General features: G+C 47.1%; 13 protein-coding genes and 2 pseudogenes. 8 read left to right on the top strand and 7 right to left on the bottom strand.

Going from position 1 to position 18606, the window contains the following annotated elements:
* Positions 1 to 514: 514 nt before the first annotated feature.
* A complete protein-coding gene (locus C1N58_RS22260; protein WP_394564986.1) occupies positions 515 to 2164 on the top strand; it encodes a methyl-accepting chemotaxis protein in 1650 nt (549 codons plus the stop codon).
* Positions 2165 to 3148: 984 nt separating this feature from the next.
* Here the strand turns inward: C1N58_RS22260 and C1N58_RS22255 are convergent.
* The 5 genes and pseudogenes from C1N58_RS22255 to C1N58_RS22235 form a co-directional block, all read right to left on the bottom strand.
* Positions 3149 to 3511: a hypothetical protein gene (locus C1N58_RS22255; RefSeq protein ID WP_394564985.1), complete on the bottom strand. Its 363-nt coding sequence runs from the start codon at positions 3509 to 3511 to the stop codon at positions 3149 to 3151.
* Complete coding sequence (locus C1N58_RS22250; protein WP_394564984.1) at positions 3475 to 4068, bottom strand: AbiTii domain-containing protein; 594 nt, start codon at positions 4066 to 4068, stop codon at positions 3475 to 3477. The genes C1N58_RS22255 and C1N58_RS22250 overlap by 37 nt, the downstream gene beginning before the upstream one ends.
* A 198-nt stretch (positions 4069 to 4266) precedes the next feature.
* Positions 4267 to 4725, bottom strand: coding sequence for a hypothetical protein (locus C1N58_RS22245; RefSeq protein ID WP_394564983.1), 459 nt, complete (start codon positions 4723 to 4725; stop codon positions 4267 to 4269).
* Positions 4725 to 5021, bottom strand: a complete 297-nt coding sequence (locus tag C1N58_RS22240) for a hypothetical protein (RefSeq protein ID WP_394564982.1) — start codon at positions 5019 to 5021, stop codon at positions 4725 to 4727. Before C1N58_RS22240 ends, C1N58_RS22245 begins: the two co-directional genes overlap by 1 nt.
* Before the next feature lie 591 nt (positions 5022 to 5612).
* Positions 5613 to 7263: pseudogene (locus tag C1N58_RS22235) on the bottom strand (methyl-accepting chemotaxis protein).
* A 1538-nt stretch (positions 7264 to 8801) separates the two neighbouring features.
* Between C1N58_RS22235 and C1N58_RS22230 the strand changes: the two are divergent.
* Positions 8802 to 9863 (top strand): hypothetical protein, encoded by a 1062-nt coding sequence (locus tag C1N58_RS22230; protein WP_394565077.1) that lies wholly within the window; start codon positions 8802 to 8804, stop codon positions 9861 to 9863.
* 298 nt (positions 9864 to 10161) lie between these two features.
* Here the strand turns inward: C1N58_RS22230 and C1N58_RS22225 are convergent, their stop codons facing one another.
* Positions 10162 to 11043: a hypothetical protein gene (locus C1N58_RS22225; RefSeq protein ID WP_394565075.1), complete on the bottom strand. Its 882-nt coding sequence runs from the start codon at positions 11041 to 11043 to the stop codon at positions 10162 to 10164.
* Between the two features lie 361 nt (positions 11044 to 11404).
* Here C1N58_RS22225 and C1N58_RS22220 point away from each other — a divergent pair, with 361 nt between their 5' ends.
* Positions 11405 to 11953, top strand: coding sequence for a hypothetical protein (locus C1N58_RS22220; protein ID WP_394550012.1), 549 nt, complete (start codon positions 11405 to 11407; stop codon positions 11951 to 11953).
* 475 nt (positions 11954 to 12428) lie between these two features.
* Here the strand turns inward: C1N58_RS22220 and C1N58_RS22215 are convergent, their stop codons facing one another.
* The gene (locus C1N58_RS22215; RefSeq protein ID WP_324029156.1) at positions 12429 to 12968 is read right to left on the bottom strand and encodes a hypothetical protein; all 540 of its coding nucleotides are present in this window, start codon (positions 12966 to 12968) and stop codon (positions 12429 to 12431) included.
* 392 nt (positions 12969 to 13360) lie between these two features.
* On the opposite strand from C1N58_RS22215, the gene C1N58_RS22210 reads away from it, so the two are divergent.
* From C1N58_RS22210 to repA, 5 genes and pseudogenes are all read left to right on the top strand, one after another.
* Positions 13361 to 13891 carry a DUF2778 domain-containing protein gene (locus tag C1N58_RS22210; RefSeq protein ID WP_394565073.1) on the top strand — a complete coding sequence of 177 codons (531 nt, stop codon included), beginning with the start codon at positions 13361 to 13363 and terminating at the stop codon, positions 13889 to 13891.
* Positions 13869 to 14141, top strand: a complete 273-nt coding sequence (locus C1N58_RS22205) for a hypothetical protein (protein ID WP_058702416.1) — start codon at positions 13869 to 13871, stop codon at positions 14139 to 14141. Before C1N58_RS22210 ends, C1N58_RS22205 begins: the two co-directional genes overlap by 23 nt.
* Before the next feature lie 327 nt (positions 14142 to 14468).
* Positions 14469 to 14810 carry a S24 family peptidase gene (locus tag C1N58_RS22200; RefSeq protein WP_394565071.1) on the top strand — a complete coding sequence of 114 codons (342 nt, stop codon included), beginning with the start codon at positions 14469 to 14471 and terminating at the stop codon, positions 14808 to 14810.
* 37 nt (positions 14811 to 14847) lie between these two features.
* Positions 14848 to 16100, top strand: a pseudogene (umuC, locus tag C1N58_RS22195) (translesion error-prone DNA polymerase V subunit UmuC).
* Between the two features lie 1040 nt (positions 16101 to 17140).
* Positions 17141 to 18160: a plasmid replication initiator RepA gene (gene repA, locus C1N58_RS22190; protein ID WP_394565068.1), complete on the top strand. Its 1020-nt coding sequence runs from the start codon at positions 17141 to 17143 to the stop codon at positions 18158 to 18160.
* Positions 18161 to 18606 lie beyond the last annotated feature (446 nt).

Raw genomic sequence — 18606 nt, 5'->3', positions numbered from 1 at the left:
TAAGTGGCATAGGGTATTAAGGGGCTTTGTGGATAAAAAAAGGGGCCGGAGCCCCAAATACTCAGGTGGAATGCAGATTGATTATTAACAGCGTTAACAACTGGCATTTATCACCAATATTTATCGGCATATCTTCCCGCGTCTTTAACGCAGGCTCCATGTTTTAATCTTTCAGAACAATCGGCAGTCCCTTTCTGTCGTTTTTTTGTACGCAACTATACTTCATTAACTGCTGACTACTGCGTCGGCCGTGAGATGGTTTAGCTTTCCTTTGCCCGCTTGCGGGCATTTTTTATGAATCACGCTCTCATTCACCGGGCCAGCAGCGCTTCAGATGATTTGTCGTCGGACAAGAATTGAAAATTCATTATTTTCTGGACGCTTACATGTCAGCAGAATGAAAGTTCTCCTTTTTTATAATCAAATTCTTCTTTCTGCCGATATATATGCTGGAAGTTTGGTTTACTGGAACCTTTTTCAGTATATCAATCACTTATAACGACAGGAAATAAAGATGACGATTACACAGCGATTACTGCTCGCCTTTTCCCTCCTTTCTGCAGCACTGGTCACGATGGTCATCGTGGCCGTCGTCGTTGCAGGAGGATTTCAGTCCCGCTTTCAGTACGTGCAGGAGAACACCGTTCCGTCACTGCTGGACATCGGCAAAATGGTCGACGGAAGTAACTCCCTGATTATCTGGCTCTACCGTCACCAGAGCGCGACAGATCCCAGGCGTCAGGCCGAAATTGAGAAGCAAATTAACGGCGTTATCAGCAACATTGCTTCACTGAATGAGTACTACCTGAAAAACGACGTTTCGAATGAAGAAGACCGCCGGATGACGGAATCTGCTTTCACCACCATTAAGCGGATTGAATCCACGCTTCCGGCCTTCCTGGCAGGCTCACGGGCTCAGAATGATGCGGTAGCTCTGGGTGCGCTTCAGGGAAATGACGGCATTGGCGAAGCCGCACGTCAGCTGATCGCGGGTTATCAGAAGCAGCTGAAGCTCAACGTAGACATCGGCAACAGCCTGCGTAAAGAAAATGACAGAACCTATAAAACGACAGTTTGGAGTCTGGTCGGTGGTTCAGCGCTGGCCATCATCATTCTGGCTTTCTTCGCACTCAGAACCATTTTTGGCATACGGCGTCAGCTGAACGGTATGCGTGAAACGATGGAAAGTGCCAGCGAAAAGCTGGACCTCACACTCCGGGTTGACGCGTCCCGCCGGGATGAAATCGGCATGACGGCCCGGGCATTCAACCATCTGGTTGAAAACGTCTCTATGTCATTGTCAAAAGTAGAGGCGTCAGCGCAGTCAGTCAGCTCTGCGTCGGCACAGATATCAGCGGGTAACGAAGATCTCTCATCGCGCACTGAGGAGCAGGCTGCTTCCCTGGAGCAGACCGCAGCAAGCATGTCTGAGCTGAGTGAAACCGTTCGCCAGACTGCTGAAAACACCCGTCTGGCCAGCCAGCTCGCGAAGAACGCACATGAAATATCAGAGGACAGTGCCGGTCGTGTCCAAACGCTGCTGTCTACAATGGGCGATATCAGAGAAAGTTCAGCGAAAATCACCGACATCATTGCCCTGATTGAAGGGATTGCATTCCAGACCAATATTCTGGCCCTGAACGCTGCGGTTGAAGCGGCCCGTGCGGGAGAGCAGGGCCGGGGATTTGCCGTCGTAGCCGGTGAAGTCCGCAATCTTGCACAGCGCTCATCGTCTTCGGCCCGCGAAATCAAGGAACTCATCGAGTCTTCAATGGGCTTCGTCGAAGCCGGCTCCGCTCAGGCCGAAGGGGTGGGGGAAAACATGTCCAGAATGAACGATGCCGTTCGGCAGGTGACCGACCTGGTGGATGAAATATCCGTGGCGGCCAGTGAGCAGTCTCAGGGGATAGGACAGGTGCATCAGGCCGTCAATCAGATGGACGACGTGACACAGCAGAACGCCGCGCTGGTTGAAGAGGCCTCAGCAGCCTCACGCTCTCTGATGGAACAGGCTGCCGCGCTCAGCCAGCTGGTAAACACGTTTACGCTTTCAGCTTCCCCTGCGTCAGGCCGCCCTTCTGATCGGACTTTACCGGTCACGTCAGTCCTGCGTCCGGTTCCTGCCGTTGCAGCAGCGGGCAATGACAACTGGCAGAGTTTCTGAAATCAGGATTTAACGGTTTTCTGATTAAAAAAGGGCCTGCGAAGGCTCTTTTTTTAGTGCTGGCTAACAAGAACAGTCCGTTTTCTGAATGATACGGCAAATGTTGCAACCCCAATCAACTATTTTGCGTCCGCTTATCGCTCATAGCGGAAAAAGGAAGAGATGTTAGCGTCCGCTTTGTGCCAGAAGCGGACGTTATACGAAGCAATCTTTTGCCGGATTCGGTAAAACCCCCAAGTCTGCCGAACTAAGCTGAATAACGAAAAAAGCCGCCCCAGAGGACGGCTATAAACCTTTCAGTTTTGCCCGTTCAGGCTTTCACCTTCATAGACTCCGGCACCTTAAAGGAACCAGTTGATCAACTGCAATACAGCCGCAATTAAGGTCAGAATAGCGATAATCAGCTCAATCATTCCCCGCACCTCCATCTCTGTGGCGCGTAGGTTACTAGGCAGTCCCCTTTCCTCTAATCCGCCCATCCGGCTATGCCATTCACTTCGCTAAAAGAAGAATTTCACCACGCTGCCGCCCAGGCTTCCGGGTGCGAAACCAGAAGAGGGCTATACCTTAGCTGCCTGCTTGCCGACAGTTCCGGTACTGTTCACTACCAAATTCAGTTTTGAAGAGCTTGATCGGGCTGCGTTCAGAGGCGGTTTCACGTAGTTTTACTTCCTTAGCTGGCCGCATTATAAACGGTAAAGGCTGCTTATAGAATGGTCATTTGCAAGTGTAGGTCATAAGACGTATAATTAACTCGCTAAAAGAAGAATTTCACCACGCTGTACGCCGGATGCCGCGAAGCATAACAGGCTACAGAGCAGATAACCCGCCTTGAGCGGGTTATCTGCTTTATGAGGCCGCCGCCAGGCGGTTTTTTTACGCTCTTCTGCCGCCGTTCGGTAAAACGCACATATACCGAAACAAAACGCCAGGCCGTTTTACGCTCTTTTCCTGCAATTCAGCAAAACGCCCATGGATGCAAAATCATTTCAGATTGTAGTATTTCAGTGCAGCTTCAGTAAAAATTTTAGTTGCAACCGCCACTCCGACTTTCCAGGTTCCATCGACAGCCTTTCTGAGGTTGGACGCAATCCAGTTTTTTGCACTATTACCAAAAGGCTCTTCACGGCTTGATGGCTCCTCAGACGAAATAATTTGAGCAAACTCGCTGGCGTCTGATTCAGGAATACCAGATTCTTTTAGGTAATTAACTACTGATTCTTTATTATTTGACTGTAAGTTTACGTTGAAAGTTGATTCGTTACCTCCGGATACCGCATTACCGACATTACCATAAATAATCTGTTGCGTTATCTGCTGTGCCTTTGACGCGTTATTTTTATCCATATCCTGAGTTCCAAAAGTAATGTGCGCTGCTGCGGGATTGATTTTTCAAGTTCAATTGTCAGCTCCAAAACCCGATTACGAACAGCTTGTAATATTTCAGACATTGATACAGCCGAAATTTTACCTGAAATAGAGTTGCATGCATAATCCTCATACACTTTCCCCTGTAATATAAGGATTAGGTCAGATGCCTCGATTCCCAGCTTTTGCCCATCAGCACTGTTCTTAACTAACTCCCCTACAGCAGCAATACTTTCTCTGACAGAAATACTATTCCAGCTGTCATCAGCAAACTCTGATATCAAAAATGGCGGAATAGGTGCGTTTTTTAACCCTGAACCGAACGGTCCAGAAAAGTTGCCTGTATAAGTTACGCCTACAATTCGATATTCGGGAACAGCGAAACCTGTCGGATAACCTTCTGACTCATGTTTTACCCATTCCTCTAAATCGTGACTTCCTAGCCTTGCAGCCAGTATACGGAGTTTGAGCAGTACTGAACCTAGATTGCTCCCCTCCTGTACGAGTGACTCCTGAATTTGATGTAAAAGTGACATTCTGAGTCTCCGGTTCCAGCTCTGACATTCAGTATAAGACCAATGTTTTATGCCAGAATCATTTTATTTGTTTATATTTTTGGGTTCTGCATCAATCAGCGCCGTTGAAATGCAGGCTGAAACAATCACTAATCCTGTAATTTGAGATTTTGACTAGATAAAGGGAGCCGCCTGAACGCGGCTTATAAAATATCAAATCTATTCTTTATTGTTCAGTTTCTCATTAACCTTAATGAGTGCAGAATAATTAAAATTACCACCATCAATAAAACCTTTATAAGGCTCTGATGATCTGATTTTTTTAAGGCGCGCAGAGTAAGTCTTGTCAAATCTCACTGTGTCTAACTTGCCATCCAGAAAACGCTGACAGGCTATTTCATATGTATTGAGCACACTCTGAGCCAATGCATCATAAAAAATTGTTTGTGCTTGAGAAAGTATATCACTAGGATTTTTTCTGGCTTCTATGACTTCCATGTTAAACCTTGCAAATTCGAGTTCGGCTCTGGCAATCATTTCAAAAGTTTTGAGTTCTGAGTCACCTAATGAATTTAAATCCCTTTTGTTTGTTCTGTAAGCTGCAATCAGGGCTATAAGTGCTGATATAACAGAAACCACTACTCCAGCAATATAAATATAATCACGAGTAGTCATCATTATCCTCTCTTTTTCATTGCGGCAACCATAGCAGCAAGATCATCAGGTCCGTCGAAAGAGATTTGTGTGCTGCTTTTTTCTACAGCCTCATCGATTCTTCTGTAAGATTCGACTCCAACCTGAGCGCGGAACAGCTCCTTTAAAATATGATCACGTTCTGAACGGGTAAAGTGACCATTGATAGTATTAAAATTTACTTCATCAATGATAGTTCTTAAAGTTGAAACATATGAGGCTGAAGATCTCAAACGTTCCTGATATCGCTGAATATAATTCTTAATGTTTTGAGGAGTCATGTGTGTCCTTAGAAATTTAAATTAATTTTTCTTAACATTTTTACACGCTTTTCAGAAAAAGACTACTGTCTACGCTCAACATATAAAGAAATTTTCCCGACAGAGGCTGACTGAGTGATCTTCAATGGCTGTCAGGCGTTTTTTTACGCCCTTCTCCGGCCATTCGGTTAAACCCTAATATTACCGAACGGCCCCCTGCCCCGCGCCGCTGCGGCGCGCATCACTATATGTTGTGCTATCCGGAGCGGCAGACCATACTACATATGGCAGATGCGGGGGAACCGGCGGCCGACACCAGGGCAGAACGCGCCGGTTTCTTCGCGGCAGGATTCGGTAAAACTCCGGCATGAGCGGGTTTCCCCGAATACGATTTACCGCCAGCGGAGTTTTTCTTCTTGCTTTTTTACACATGGCACAATGGCGAGGTGATATTAGAAAATGACATTTTGACATGCAGCCCGATGTCCGCTTTTCGCTCAAAGCGGACACTGTCTGATGAAGACCAGAAACTTGTTTCATAAACCAACACTGACGAGGCTTACTGCAGGATTTTTACGTCGTACCGCGCCAGTCAGCAGCGCGGTACTCCGATCAGAAATGCTTCCAGCCTTCGTCCCTGTTCGTTACGCCAGTGCCTGTTTCCGGCGTACTGAATTTCTGCCCTACGGGTTCATAAGCCGCATTAACAGAAGACCTAATGACCTGATTACCCAGACTGAAAACGGATACGGCCTGGAGAAGCCGTTCGGCCTGATCTTTAAGGCTCGCAGCCGCTGAGGCAGATTCCTCGACCAGCGAGGCATTCTGTTGCGTGGTGCTGTCCATCTCCGTTACCGCAATGCCTACCTGTTCAATACCACGGGCCTGTTCGGCGCTTGAGGAGGTGATTTCCTCCACGGTGTCAGTCAGCTTTCCGACCGCAGAGAGGATGCCTGACATTGTTTCAGAAGCGTGTAACACCAGTTTGTTACCTTCTTCGACGCTGTGCGCATTTGCCTCAATAAGCTGACGTATTTCACCGGCAGCTGTTGCGCTGCGCTGCGCCAGAGACCTGACCTCACTGGCCACCACGGCAAAACCCCGGCCGTGTTCACCCGCCCTTGCTGCCTCAACCGCGGCGTTGAGCGCAAGGATATTCGTCTGGAATGCGATTCCGTCAATCACGGCGGTAATCTCGGCAATACGGCCGGAGCTTTCGCTGATGGTCTTCATGGTCCCGGTAATGGCGCCGGTGGCATCACTGCCTTTATTTGCCACATCGCGTACGCCCACTGCCAGTTGTCCCGCCTGCCGTGCGTTTTCCGCATTGTTCCTGACGGTCATACCCAGCTGCGTCATGGTTGCCGCTGTCTGCTCCAGCGCACTGGCCTGCTCTTCAGTTCGTTGTGAGAGGTCAGCGTTCCCCTGCGCAATCTGGTTGCTGGCCGATGCAACACTTTCCGCATTGCTTCTTACCTGGCTGACGGTGTTAATCAGCGAATCCTGCATGTCACGAATGGCTGACAGCAGTACCCCTGTCTCATCTTTATGACCAGCATGCACCGCGCCACTCAGGTCACCCAGGGCCACGCGGCGTGCAGCCTGAACAGCCTCCGTAAGCGGCCGCGTGATACTCCGGTAATGAACAGTGCGGATATGGCAGCGAGCAGTACTGCAACAATACCTGCGGTAATGAGTATCATCAGTGCTGACGAACGGTCTGCGCGCGCCTGTGCAGCAGCGGTAATCATCCGCGCTTCCTGGTGGTCCTGCAGTTGTTTCAGGGAGGCCATGAATTCCCCCTGGCTCTGATAGCGCGGACCGAAAAGCAGCTGCGTGGCTTCGTCGTTCTTACCGTTTTTCGCGAGGGCCACAACTTCATCAAGGAAAGGTAAAAAGAGGTCTGCCCGGTCCGTGAGACGCTTAAAGATTTCCAGCCCTGTGGGTGAGCTCACCTGTTTCCGGAGCAGTTCGAGCAGGCCGTCAATCTCATGCCTTTCGCTGCGGTAGTCACTGATGGCTTTCTCTCTCTGAGACTCGTCTTTGAGGAGAATTGCATTGCGGGCGAGGCGGCTCATGTCTGATGTGAGATAGCGCAGAGACTGGGAGGCGGACGATTTGCTGTAAAGGCTGCCTGAAATTTCATCGTTCGCACTGCCGAGCGAATTAATTTTAAGGACGCCAATCAGCACCATGATAATCACAAGCAATGCCATAAAGCCGAAGGCCGCACTGAGCTTATACCTATTTTTATATTATTCATGTAGGTTCCCTGATATCGGGTATCAACACTGATGTATGGAGACGTCATTGCTGATACAGAAGCTCTCCTGCGCTGCAGAAGGGCGATGTAGTAAATTTCCGTTTTTTTATGACGGAATTATTACTATCGGCAGTGATTAAAGAATGTTCACTCTGACTGTATCAGGCCTGAAAGCAGGGGAGAGCGTATAACTTTTTCTGAGTTATCGTTAAACCGGCTGAGCAGCGAAAGGTAAGCGGTAAGAACTGCTTTTCAATCTCAAAGGCAGGAAGAAGACTGGAATGCCCGCATTTCAGTTTTTGCAGATTTTTCCTGATGAACATGTCCGCTTTGTGCCAACAGAGGACATTGAGCGACTGGAAGCATTAAAGAGGATTTAGTTGTTTCAGGAATTTGTTAAAAGTTAATGACTCTTTTCAATTTAACACTTACAGTAACGATGTGTTTTTATTTTAAAGGAGCTTGCTGTGATTGATGCTTTCTCAGACGAAATAAGTGGCTTATCGATACAATCAATTAGTGCAGACAAATTCTGCATAATAGCAAAAGATATAAATAGAAAATTAAAACCCATTAAATCTAAAAAAAAGATAAATTGCTAGGTGAAAGTATCGATGCTCTAATGGATAGCATTAAAGAAGAAAGAATACAAAACGCCATCGGCTTTTTACGTTTTATACTTTATGGAGGGTTTAACAATCCAATTAATGAAATCAGAAAAAAAGGGGTCTTTAGGATATCGAAATATAATTATAAAGCAAAGGTATTAAGATTTTTAATTTCTGACATCTTTTCGTTAACCTGATAAATAGCAAGGATTTAGAGTATATAAATAATGTTTTAAATGTTATTCAACTCTCCGCAGATCTAAGGTTATTGCGCAGTAAGATAATCGAATTCATAAAATCAAAATCATACTTTCTTAAAACGGCATTAGCCATTGCTGATATGGTATATTATGATACAAACAATTATGATATTTCAGGTGAGATGTCGCTAACGGATTCTCTTTTCTTTAGAAACAAAGAAACCATATTGTCATCCATATCATTTACTCTGGGTTTATATAAAGAGGTATATGCTAATGCGAGAGTGACAAAAGCTTTCCTTACTGATGAGGAATATAGCAATGACGTGTATATGGAATGTTTCTACAATGCGTATTTAATACAGATTTTTAATGACATTGAAATTAAAATAGATTTTTTTAATTATAAAGCACTTAAATTTAATGACAATATAATCATTGAAAACTACGAATTTGAAACAGCATTGCGCCGAAGTTATGCAAGATCGGATTTAAGATGGTTTTCCATTGCGACTAACATAATGAAAAATGAAACTATAAAAGAAAAAATCAAGATGTTTCTGAGTTTCTTTCGGAGTTTTTTTCTGCCAATGATAAAAGTGATGATAATTTAGTTTACGAAATAAAAGAATCACCAATAAAAAGAATTGTTCTTAAAACTCTCTATGTTGAATACGGGCACGAAATTAATATTTTTAGTCATGACAGACTATTCTTGGAAGAAGCGGCCATGATTGAAACTCTATGTTTAGAAAACTATAATGACGAATTTCTAAGCATAAAATTATATAAAAACTTTACTGCCTTTGATATAATCAAAATACAAAGATACTTTGGTTATATCAGTAATGCATTCAACTATGCATATAATGATTTACTTCTAAAGCAGACACATGATGCGGATTTAATTAGACGGCGTTCAGTATTGCCTAGTTGTAATGTTGACCTACTCGCCATTATGCTAACTAGCATCTGTAATCATCCTGTCGATGAATGTAGAGAGTTCATTGAAATGATTAGTTTTGACTTATCACACTGTAATGATCATCTTGATATACAATATCATCCAATTTTAAACATTGATGGCGAAATAATATTTCCGCCAACAATTCTTCATAAGTCCAACCTAATTAGGTCAATTGCATTTATAAACAAAATAAACTTATCTACATTTAATAAAAAAGATCATATGATAGAGAAAATCAACCAAGCTTTAGTTGACAAAGGATTTCATGTTAATATTGATTTTAAATATGGTAACGATGAAATTGATGTGATTGCTTACCTAGATGGGGTTTTATTCATTTTTGAGTGTAAAAACCCCTATCATCCAGTAAGTGACTTTGAATTGAGAAATACTTACAGTCATTTGATAAAGGGATTTTCACAAATAGAGAAATTTAAAAGCATACTTGGGGATATTAACTCATTCAACCAACTACTTACAAACGCAAGTATAAACCCTTCTGATGTTAGTGATATCCATTATGGTGTTATTAATGCCAATCGCGTGTTGAGTGGATTAGTCAATAATAATATAAAAACATTCCATGCGAATGAATTGATAAACTTCATCGAAACAGGAGAGATTACATCGCATGGTAATAAAATTAATGTTTGGAAAAATAAAGAATTCGATGTAAGTGATTTGGTAGGATATATCCAAGGAAACAACGAATTTTATAATGACTTAGATAATACAAAAAAAGATGTTTATCATGAATATAAATTCAAATCAAAAAAACTAACTATCTTAAGTTGTTTCTTTGATACTCATCCAGCTGCAAGTTAGTCACTTATTACATGGCTGACCTGTGCCAGATTAATTGATACTTTGGATCTTTAGTTAATTTTTCCTCAGCAGAAAGTTATGGACGTCCGCCTTTCGCTCATAGCGGACCTCCAGCTCAGTCAGTATGTCCGCTCTGTGCCAAAAGCGGACGCTGCTGAAATGATGCCGGATTAGTTAACGGGAAGCCGGCCGTTTGACCAAACTACGCTGGGGCGGTTCAGTTCCGAATCTGAATGAAATAAAGGATCCCGATTCGGATCCCATACCCTTTTGACGCCTTATGGAGTAAGTGAAATAGTCAGTCCCAGTATTCATATTTCGCCGTCATTACAGCGTTATGTTTGTTCACAAACTGTTTACCGGTAGGATTATTTGGGGTGATCGTGATATCCATATTAGCGCGGATGCAATCTCCACGTGAGTTCCACTCCTGACAGGTGGCGAACTTTTTTTCAATGGTGAAATACGTCTGAGTCTGACTCATGGTCAACTCACGGCCCTCGTTATCGTAGCCAAACTCTTCAATGGTTGAGGGTGATTGCGTTTTGATCAGCCGATGACTGGCATCATAACTATATACAATCGTATTATTATCTATTGCCATACTTCCTTTGCTCGCCGCGCTTGCCAGTAGTCCCGATGGAGTTAAGGCATAGTCGATTATGCTCACTGCGATTTTTTCTTTACCTTCCGATTTCGTGGACGCGATACTCGAACGAGTAACTGCGCGACTGACAATTCCTTTAACGTTAAGCAGATAGATTCCCTCAAGGGTCTGCCGATATAACTGACTTGATTTCTGACTGTTTTTATCGGCTGTGATCCCGTATGAGTCTAGCTGAATGCGCCAGCCAAATTCCGTTTTATTCAACCGGATTTCAGAGGTTGCCGTGAAAACTGTTTTCTGCCCTGAGGAGGTTTTGACCTCTTTCATACGGCCACCAATCAGCTCACCACATTTACTGAAGTTGCTTTGAAACGCTGTGCGGAGATACCCATCAGGACTATCAATAGTCATTGATACAGATTTAGGTATTCCCGTTATTATCTGCCGGTTACTCAGGATGAAGTCGTTCAGTTTGTTCTTAGCTAAGATTTCCGCAGTGCATTGTGCTGCATAAGTCTGAGATGTGCAGAGCGAAAAAAGAGTAATAAATAGACTTTTATAATTGAATGACATTATTTGCTGTCCTTATTTTCTGGGCGGGCTTGAATCATAACACGATGTGGAATTCGGTGTGATTCGTGGTCGGTTTGACCTGCTCCCCGTTGATCAACACGCCGCAATATTAGTAACGTGAAAGTGTGGCTACGAAATCAACTGCGAACTTCAGCTGTTCGCTCAAAACAGAAATTCTGTTCCTATTTGTATCATACGCGGATATCATTCTGCACTTCTGATTATGTGGCCTTTTTGCTATTATTTTCTGACCACTGCGTCTCATTGACTATGTAAAGTTTACGATAAAGAACTGCTGGAAATAATATTATTGGGCTGGTAGAGTAATGCCAATACACATCATGGTTAAAAAATTCAATTTATGTCTAAAAGAAAAAAAACGTTGGTTCTAGTTCCCTTCATCATCTCTTTTGCAATTACTGGATGTATACAGCGTGAGGTTGTAGTCAATCATGTGCAGGATGTTACCGGGGGAGACCGCGCTCAAGTGAGAATTGTTGGTTTTACAAGCGATACTATGATGTGGGGGGGGTTTGATTGCAATCAGCCTTATCAGATGCCTCCAAAAGGATACTATCCTGAAGTAAGAAAAACTGACGAAAGTATACCTGCATATATTGACAAGGGTTTTAAAAAATCAAAATTGCCAGAGGGATTATATCCTCTTGACCGTGCAGAATATTATGTTCGAGCTGGAAAATTATTAGGAGTATGGCCTTCAAAACATCTTAGTGACGGTAGGCTTTGTGGGAATGTTTTTGCAATTCGCCCTGAAAAAGACAAACTATATGAATTCAGGAATCGGAATGACGACAATATGTGCTATTTTGAATTATATGAAATAAATAAATCCACTGGAGCAGCCACCAGAATGAACATGACAACCTATGTCGATGTGTGTCATAAATAGTTACATTACAGATGTGTATCACTGAATGATGGAATTTTAACAGCCTCGTTGAGGTGCTAGTGGCCTTTTGTTCAAGTGGCCGTAAAAGAACTTGACTAGGTCCCTGTTAATGAATACACAACAATGGAAGTAAAACTCCTAAATGTAATGACAACTGCGGAGGTCCGCTTTTCGCTCAAAGCGGTGACCTGCCCCCTGCAGATGAATACACGACCTAATCAGCAAACTCTTCTACTATCGGATAACTGCGAACGCCCGCTTCTCGCTCACAGCTGCCTAAGTTCTTTCCAGCATGCGACTTCGTGCCAGAAGCGGACATTGCTACCCTGGCGGTGTATTAATCGTAGGGGGCAGGTCAGTCATGTTGAATTTGACAGTCGCCGTCATATTGACGCCCACTTTTCGCTCATAGCGACCGTTGTGGCGCAAAAGTCCACTATATGCCATAAGCCAACGTTGCTAACATCGGAATGTACTAACTACTACTGTTTTTAGGGAATATAGCGCATCGAGTGATAGGACCATTTTCATATCCCTGAATAGTGAAGTTCGGAAAATCAGTTACTGACACCATGCTATCAGATTGATAACTTTCAGAGGCATTGCGAAGCTGAGATTCATTTTTATGGGCCAACTCAACAGAGTATGGACTGGTTACGTTGACACTGTTCGGATCGATTTTATGTGTTTGGCCTGTTTCGTCTGTTGTAACGGTAAGATGATAGCGTTGTGTGATAACAGGTGTAGTTGTGCCATAGGGTACAAACGTTGCAATGACCTGATACGTTCTAATTTTTCCTTGGTTTGAAATCACGGTCATACTGTTTTTAAAATCCAGTGTGACGGGCTTCTGGTCCACAATAATATTCAGTGGGACATGACAAATAACCTCGGTACCGATTTTTTGTTCTGCATTTAAAAGCATTACCTGTTCATGTGAGGCCGCGAAGCAAATTGTTTGGGACAGCAGAAGTGGAGCTAAAGCGAGGGTTCTGAACATAGTCATATTTTCCATTTTTATCATGCCATTCCAATATACTTGCCTCGTTACATCTTTGAAAAGCCCCCCTATATTATCAGGGGATGCTTATTTACGATATACATCACGCTAGCTTTCATGCCCGCATGCATACCCTTTGAGGAAGGCTATGATTCGCAGCTTTTTAATGACAATATCTCGCTCATAGCGAACTTTCAGTTCAGTCAGCAAGTCCGCTCTGTGCCAAAAACAGACGTTGCAAACGAACTCCTATATTAAATATTGTAAGCCGTCACTGACGGGATGTTATGGTAAATCCGGACGTAGGGCAGACACGGGTGATACTGGGTGACAAAGCCGGAGGCCGATCGTTAATTTTGCTCTGCAGGAGTGATAGCATCGGCCTGACAACTTACAGGGAGCGTTTCATGCTGAAGATGACAATGAGCTACAACGACCTGGCAAAGGGGGGCGGCGAGGCAAAGCTGCAGGTCTACGGCGTGGGTAACTTTCCGGTCTTTTCTGGCCAGAAACCCTACACCAACGATCCCAACTGCGCTTACCTGCCGAACAGTGCCATTCCGGTTGGCCGTTACTGGATTGTCCCGCGGCCCGAAGGCAGTATCGCAAACCAGATCAGGGGATGGGTTGTTGATTTCTGGAATAACTCAGACCATTCAGAGTGGTTTGCGCTGTTTAATTCGCAGACTATGACTGACTCGATATTCATCAACGGCGTGGCACGTGGCGGTTTTCGCCTGCACCCTCTACGGCCGGACGGTTCAGGAGAAAGTGAGGGATGTATTACCTTTGTGCGGCGCACTGACTTTTACACGGTCAGGCAGGCACTGTTACGCACACAAAACATCCGCGTGCCCGGGTCGCGAAACGGGCTGATGGCCTATGGCTACGTTGACGTTCAGGGAGACAGCAACTTTGCAGACTGCAAAATTCGTTAAGAAAGCGGCGGGGTTCGCACTGTGCTTCGTAGTGGCATTTATGATGTCGCGTTACGGGATGCCGCTCTATTCGCTGACGGCGTGGATTGTTGACCATTCTCATCTGGTTTTTGGCCGTTACCAGGCTGACGTTTATGAGGCTGGCACCGATCCCGTGACCTTCTTTGCTCTGCTTGCGGTTATCACCTTATACGCCGCGATTCTGTTCGGCCTGATACGGATGGTGGTCAGGAAGCTAAAAGCCACCTGAAATTGGCTTTGTTAAACTGTTTTAGTAACCGCGATATTGCCCGTGCTTGTTTACGGTTGCGTTTTTCTTCAGTGACCTGCTCCCTGTAAATTAATTCGCTGCCTCAGTAGCAATTCTTCATTTAGTGTTGGATAACTTCTAATGTCCGCTTTTCGCTCATAGCAGACATCGGTCCCTACGTGAGTCCGCTGCGTGCAGAACCGGGCATTGTACCCGTTACGACTTATACTGATATCAGGAGTAATAAATGTGTCAGCGCTGGAAATACGCAGGCTTTAACAGATTCACTTCATAAGGCTGAAAAGCTGGTCAGAACGGAGCGCTTCAATGGCCTTTCAGAGTCCCGCCCATAACTACACCGAAACGCGCCTGAATCTGGGCGATCTGGTGCATCTTTCCCCTTACTCAACGTATCTTATGCGCAGCGAAAGCGACTGCGCCGATGCAGGTATCGTTAAAGGGTCTGTGCTTGCAGTCGACCGTGCGCTGATACCTGCACACCGGCAGCTTATCGTTGCTGAGATCGACGGTGAGCTGACGCTGAGGCGCCTGCTACTCGAGCCTGTTCCGGCCCTGCAGGCGCTGGACGAGGACGAGACCGTAACGCTGCTTGATGTGAACCAGGCACTTCCCGTGTGGGGTGTGGTGGCATACGCCTTACCGATGTAGCCGGCGTGGGATTCAACGGACCCGCAGGAGAATAGGCATGTTTGCGCTGGCCGATGCCAACAATTTTTACGCCTCCTGTGAAACCGTATTCAGGCCCGATCTGCGCGGTAAACCCGTCGTGGTCGTTTCGAACAACGATGGCTGCGTGATTGCACGATCGGCAGAGGCCAAACGTTTAGGGATCAAAATGGGGGCTCCGCTGTTTCAGAACGAACGCTTTTTCAGGCAAAACGGCGTGCATGTATTCAGTTCCAACTACGAGCTGTACGGCGATATGTCTGCGCGCATGATGGCCATACTGGGTGAAATGGCAGCAGGACAGGAAGTGTATTCATCGATGAGTCTTTTCTGGACGTCTCAGGGATTGGCAGCCTTATCCCGCCTGAGACGTTCGGACAGCAGATGCGTGAGCGTATCGGCGCGAAACCGGGCTGATAATCGGCGTGGGGTTCGGGCCGACGAAAACGCTGGCCAAACTGGCCAATCACGCCGCGAAGAAGTGGACACGGACAAACGGCGTTGTTGACCTGACTGACAGAACCGGCAGCGAAAACTCCTTCACCTGACGACGTCGGCGATATCTGGGGAATTGGCCGGCGGATCTGTCTGCGCCTGAACCAGCTGGGGATTAACACCGCCCTGCAGCTTGCGGACAGCAACATCAGCATGATACGAAAGAATTTCGACGTTATCGTCGAGCGCACCACGCGTGAACTGAATGGTGAGCCCTGCCTCGCTCTTGAAGATGCCCCACCGCCAAAGCAACAGATCGTAAACTCGCGTTCCTTTGGCGAGAGGATCACGCAGCTGGAAGACATGCAGCAGGCCGTGGTGCTGTATGCCACGCGCGCGGCGGAAAAGCTCAGGGAGCAGAATTCGCGTTGTCGTCATGTCAGCGTGTCCGTCGCCACCGCCAGGCACGGCAGTGAGCCACAGTATTCGAACACCGCATCGTGTGTCTGCGATTATCCGACCAGTGACACACGGGACATCATAGCGTCAGCACTTCGCGGTCTCGCCACCATCTGGCGGGATGGTTTCCGGTATGCCAGAGCAGGTGTGATGCTCAGCGATTTTTACCAGTCAGGGGTGGCGCAGTTTGATATGTTCAGTGAACAGCAGCCTCATGCCAACGCAGACGCTTTAATGGCAGCGCTGGACGGTATTAACCGCTCAGGAAAAGGAAAGGTCTGGTTTGCGGGTCAGGGAGAGCGCGACAGTTCATGGCAGATGAAGCGTGAAATGCTGTCGCCGCGCTACACAACACGATTAAAAGATATACCGGAATAAAGTAGATTTAAGAGCTAAACCGGAGATATCCGGATCGCACAGGTGTTCAGTCATCATATTCCCGTGAGAGAACGTCAGTTCATTCCTAAAGCGGACTGCCAGAAGTAAAAAAAAGAGCCGACAGCCCGGTAAAGCTGCCGGCGTAAATTAACCAGTACCATTTTTTCTTTTAGGGAAGTCCGCGTTCAGAGACAGTTATCGTCTCGCTTATCACTAACTTTAGCCCTTCTCAGCCTTAATCCCCGCCCGGGCCTGTTAAGGACTTCCGGCACCGCCATGTACAGAGAAAACAGAAATAACATGCACCTGCGGAAAAAACCTTTTGGATGCAAAAAGGTGACGAAATTTAACATCAGGCTGGATCTGAGATTTTTCTGAGGGTATGATTTTCGGACGATCGTGTGGCGCGATCGTAACGATCCTTTTCGGCGGGCTGTGGCGGTCTGCAGGAGAGGAGAGCACAAACCTCCGTGACCGAACATGCGCGGCTGCGGGCCACCGACTATCCGGATGGGACGTATCCGTAAAACGTCCAGGGTCAGAATCCGGCGAGCCCGGATTCTGAATGCAAAAACCCCTGATTCTGTCTTCAACTTTGGCGGCTGGATTCAGAAATCAGGGGGTCAAAAGCAGGCGCATGCCTGTGAAGGATTATATCGCATGCATTTCATAAGACAACCCCTGTCCGCCATAAGTCCGGGACAGGGTGAATGACCAGATTTTAATCGGGTTAAACTGCCCGACCCCGTATGAAGCCAGACGTTGCAGCAGTGACCATTCTGCTGCCGGCATTTGCCTCCGACCGGATGTGGCCTGGCTCCTGCTACGTTGCTGAAGTCTGTTTTCGGGCCGGACCGGCCGGCAATTCCTCTTCACATCAGAACGGTATTGTTAGCCCGTAACACCGGCAGTCATGACGGAGGGTTTACCCGCGTCTTTTTTCCGGCGGCTCTGTTTTCACGTCAGACGGTCTGTGAAGACCAGCGGCATACCTGTGGCCAGAAAACAGAGCGGTCTCAGTCTGCCGGGGAGGCGCTGCTATGAAGCAGGGCAAACCGTCACGGCACTGGAGTCAGCTCAGCACCGAAGAACAGGTGCGTTTCTGGCAGGGCGTCGACGCCGGTGAAACAGCTTCTTTTCTCGTCCCTGCCGGACCCCGTAAAACCCGCCGCGTAAGGGGCGAACACTCCACGCGGGCGAAATGTGAAAATCCGCGGTGGTTCCGGCCGGCGCGTTACAAACCGGTGGGTGGCCAGATCGGCTACCTCTACAACCGGCTGGTGAAAACCGATCCGGAAACCGGCCTCAGCGAGCTGCGCATGCGGATGTCGCTGCACCCTTACTACATGATGAACCGCCAGAAGGCGGGGCGTAAAAACCATTTCAAACCGGAAAAAGCCCGGCTGCTGGATACCACCTGGCCGGTTCTAATCAGTTTCTGCGACAAGGGCAAACATTCTGTCGGCATGTGTACGTCCCGACTGGCTCGGGAGGTCAGTCCGAAAGACGAACACGGCAACGTCATTCCGGAGACGGCCGTCACGGTGAGCCGTATGTCCCGCCTGATTAACGAACAGGTCCGGTATGGCGTGCTCGCGGTGTCGGAAGAAAAAATGTGGGACCGCGCGTCCGGGCAGTGGCTGCCGAAGTACGTCTGGATAACCGATGCCGGCTTCCGGATGCTGGGTGCGGATATGGCCAGACTCGTAAAGGAGCAGGAAAAGGCGCTGCGCAGGAGCGAGGAGCGCCGGCAGATGATAGCGGAAGGGCTGATGCGGGAGGATGAAGACATCTCGCCACAGGCCGCCCGCCGTCGCTGGTACGACCGTAAAAGGATCGAGTCGCTGAAATACCGTCGTCAGCAGGGGGCGATGCGTAAGCGGGCAAACCGGCTCAGCAGCCATCCACGGGACGTGCAGGTGTTTGAGATGATGAAACACCTGCGTAAAACCCTGCCCGCAGGCGAGCTGCTGTACTGCACGGACGAGCGTCTTGAGAAGCTGGCCATCCGGCAGCTCTTCCAGATGCAGCTGTTTGAGACACACGACACCCACGTCTGACGCGTAACACCCGACATACAGACCATGCCCCTTAACCGGGGCTTTTGCCTTGGTTTTTTTTCAGGCTCAGGCCTCGTTTTCGCCATTATTCCCGTTTCATGCCGGCCGCGACGTCGTTCATGCGCCGGCAGCGTGCGCAAAACCCCGTCGCCGTCCTTTTATTCACAGAAATCCGCAAGGAGATAACCTCAGAAAGCAGCAAACGGATATCAGATAATCTGCAAAACATTCGTAAACACTGTTTTAGAGTCTTCCGGATAAACCCGGAATGATCTCTGTCACCCGCGAGACTGTGGATAAGTGGAAAAGGCCTTCGCTCGCAGCGGCCGCAGGCGTCCGCGCCGCTCAGAACGGGAAGTAGCTCCCGCTGAAGCGGGCCCCAAGAGCACAGCATTTTAGTTACAGCATACATTCATTCACTGTAAACAGCACCGGCGTAGTCCTGA

Source organism: Pantoea sp. SGAir0180 (genome assembly GCF_043546245.1).
This window is presented reverse-complemented; position numbering and strand designations above follow the sequence as displayed.

Bases quoted from the DNA above. Each gene is read 5' to 3' on its own strand.
- C1N58_RS22260 (WP_394564986.1), top strand. From the start codon at position 515: ATGACGATTACACAGCGATTACTGCTCGCCTTTTCCCTCCTTTCTGCA.
- C1N58_RS22255 (WP_394564985.1), bottom strand. From the start codon at position 3,511: ATGGATAAAAATAACGCGTCAAAGGCACAGCAGATAACGCAACAGATT.
- C1N58_RS22250 (WP_394564984.1), bottom strand. From the start codon at position 4,068: ATGTCACTTTTACATCAAATTCAGGAGTCACTCGTACAGGAGGGGAGC.
- C1N58_RS22245 (WP_394564983.1), bottom strand. From the start codon at position 4,725: ATGATGACTACTCGTGATTATATTTATATTGCTGGAGTAGTGGTTTCT.
- C1N58_RS22240 (WP_394564982.1), bottom strand. From the start codon at position 5,021: ATGACTCCTCAAAACATTAAGAATTATATTCAGCGATATCAGGAACGT.
- C1N58_RS22230 (WP_394565077.1), top strand. From the start codon at position 8,802: ATGATTGAAACTCTATGTTTAGAAAACTATAATGACGAATTTCTAAGC.
- C1N58_RS22225 (WP_394565075.1), bottom strand. From the start codon at position 11,043: ATGTCATTCAATTATAAAAGTCTATTTATTACTCTTTTTTCGCTCTGC.
- C1N58_RS22220 (WP_394550012.1), top strand. From the start codon at position 11,405: ATGTCTAAAAGAAAAAAAACGTTGGTTCTAGTTCCCTTCATCATCTCT.
- C1N58_RS22215 (WP_324029156.1), bottom strand. From the start codon at position 12,968: ATGGAAAATATGACTATGTTCAGAACCCTCGCTTTAGCTCCACTTCTG.
- C1N58_RS22210 (WP_394565073.1), top strand. From the start codon at position 13,361: ATGCTGAAGATGACAATGAGCTACAACGACCTGGCAAAGGGGGGCGGC.
- C1N58_RS22200 (WP_394565071.1), top strand. From the start codon at position 14,469: ATGGCCTTTCAGAGTCCCGCCCATAACTACACCGAAACGCGCCTGAAT.
- repA (WP_394565068.1), top strand. From the start codon at position 17,141: ATGAAGCAGGGCAAACCGTCACGGCACTGGAGTCAGCTCAGCACCGAA.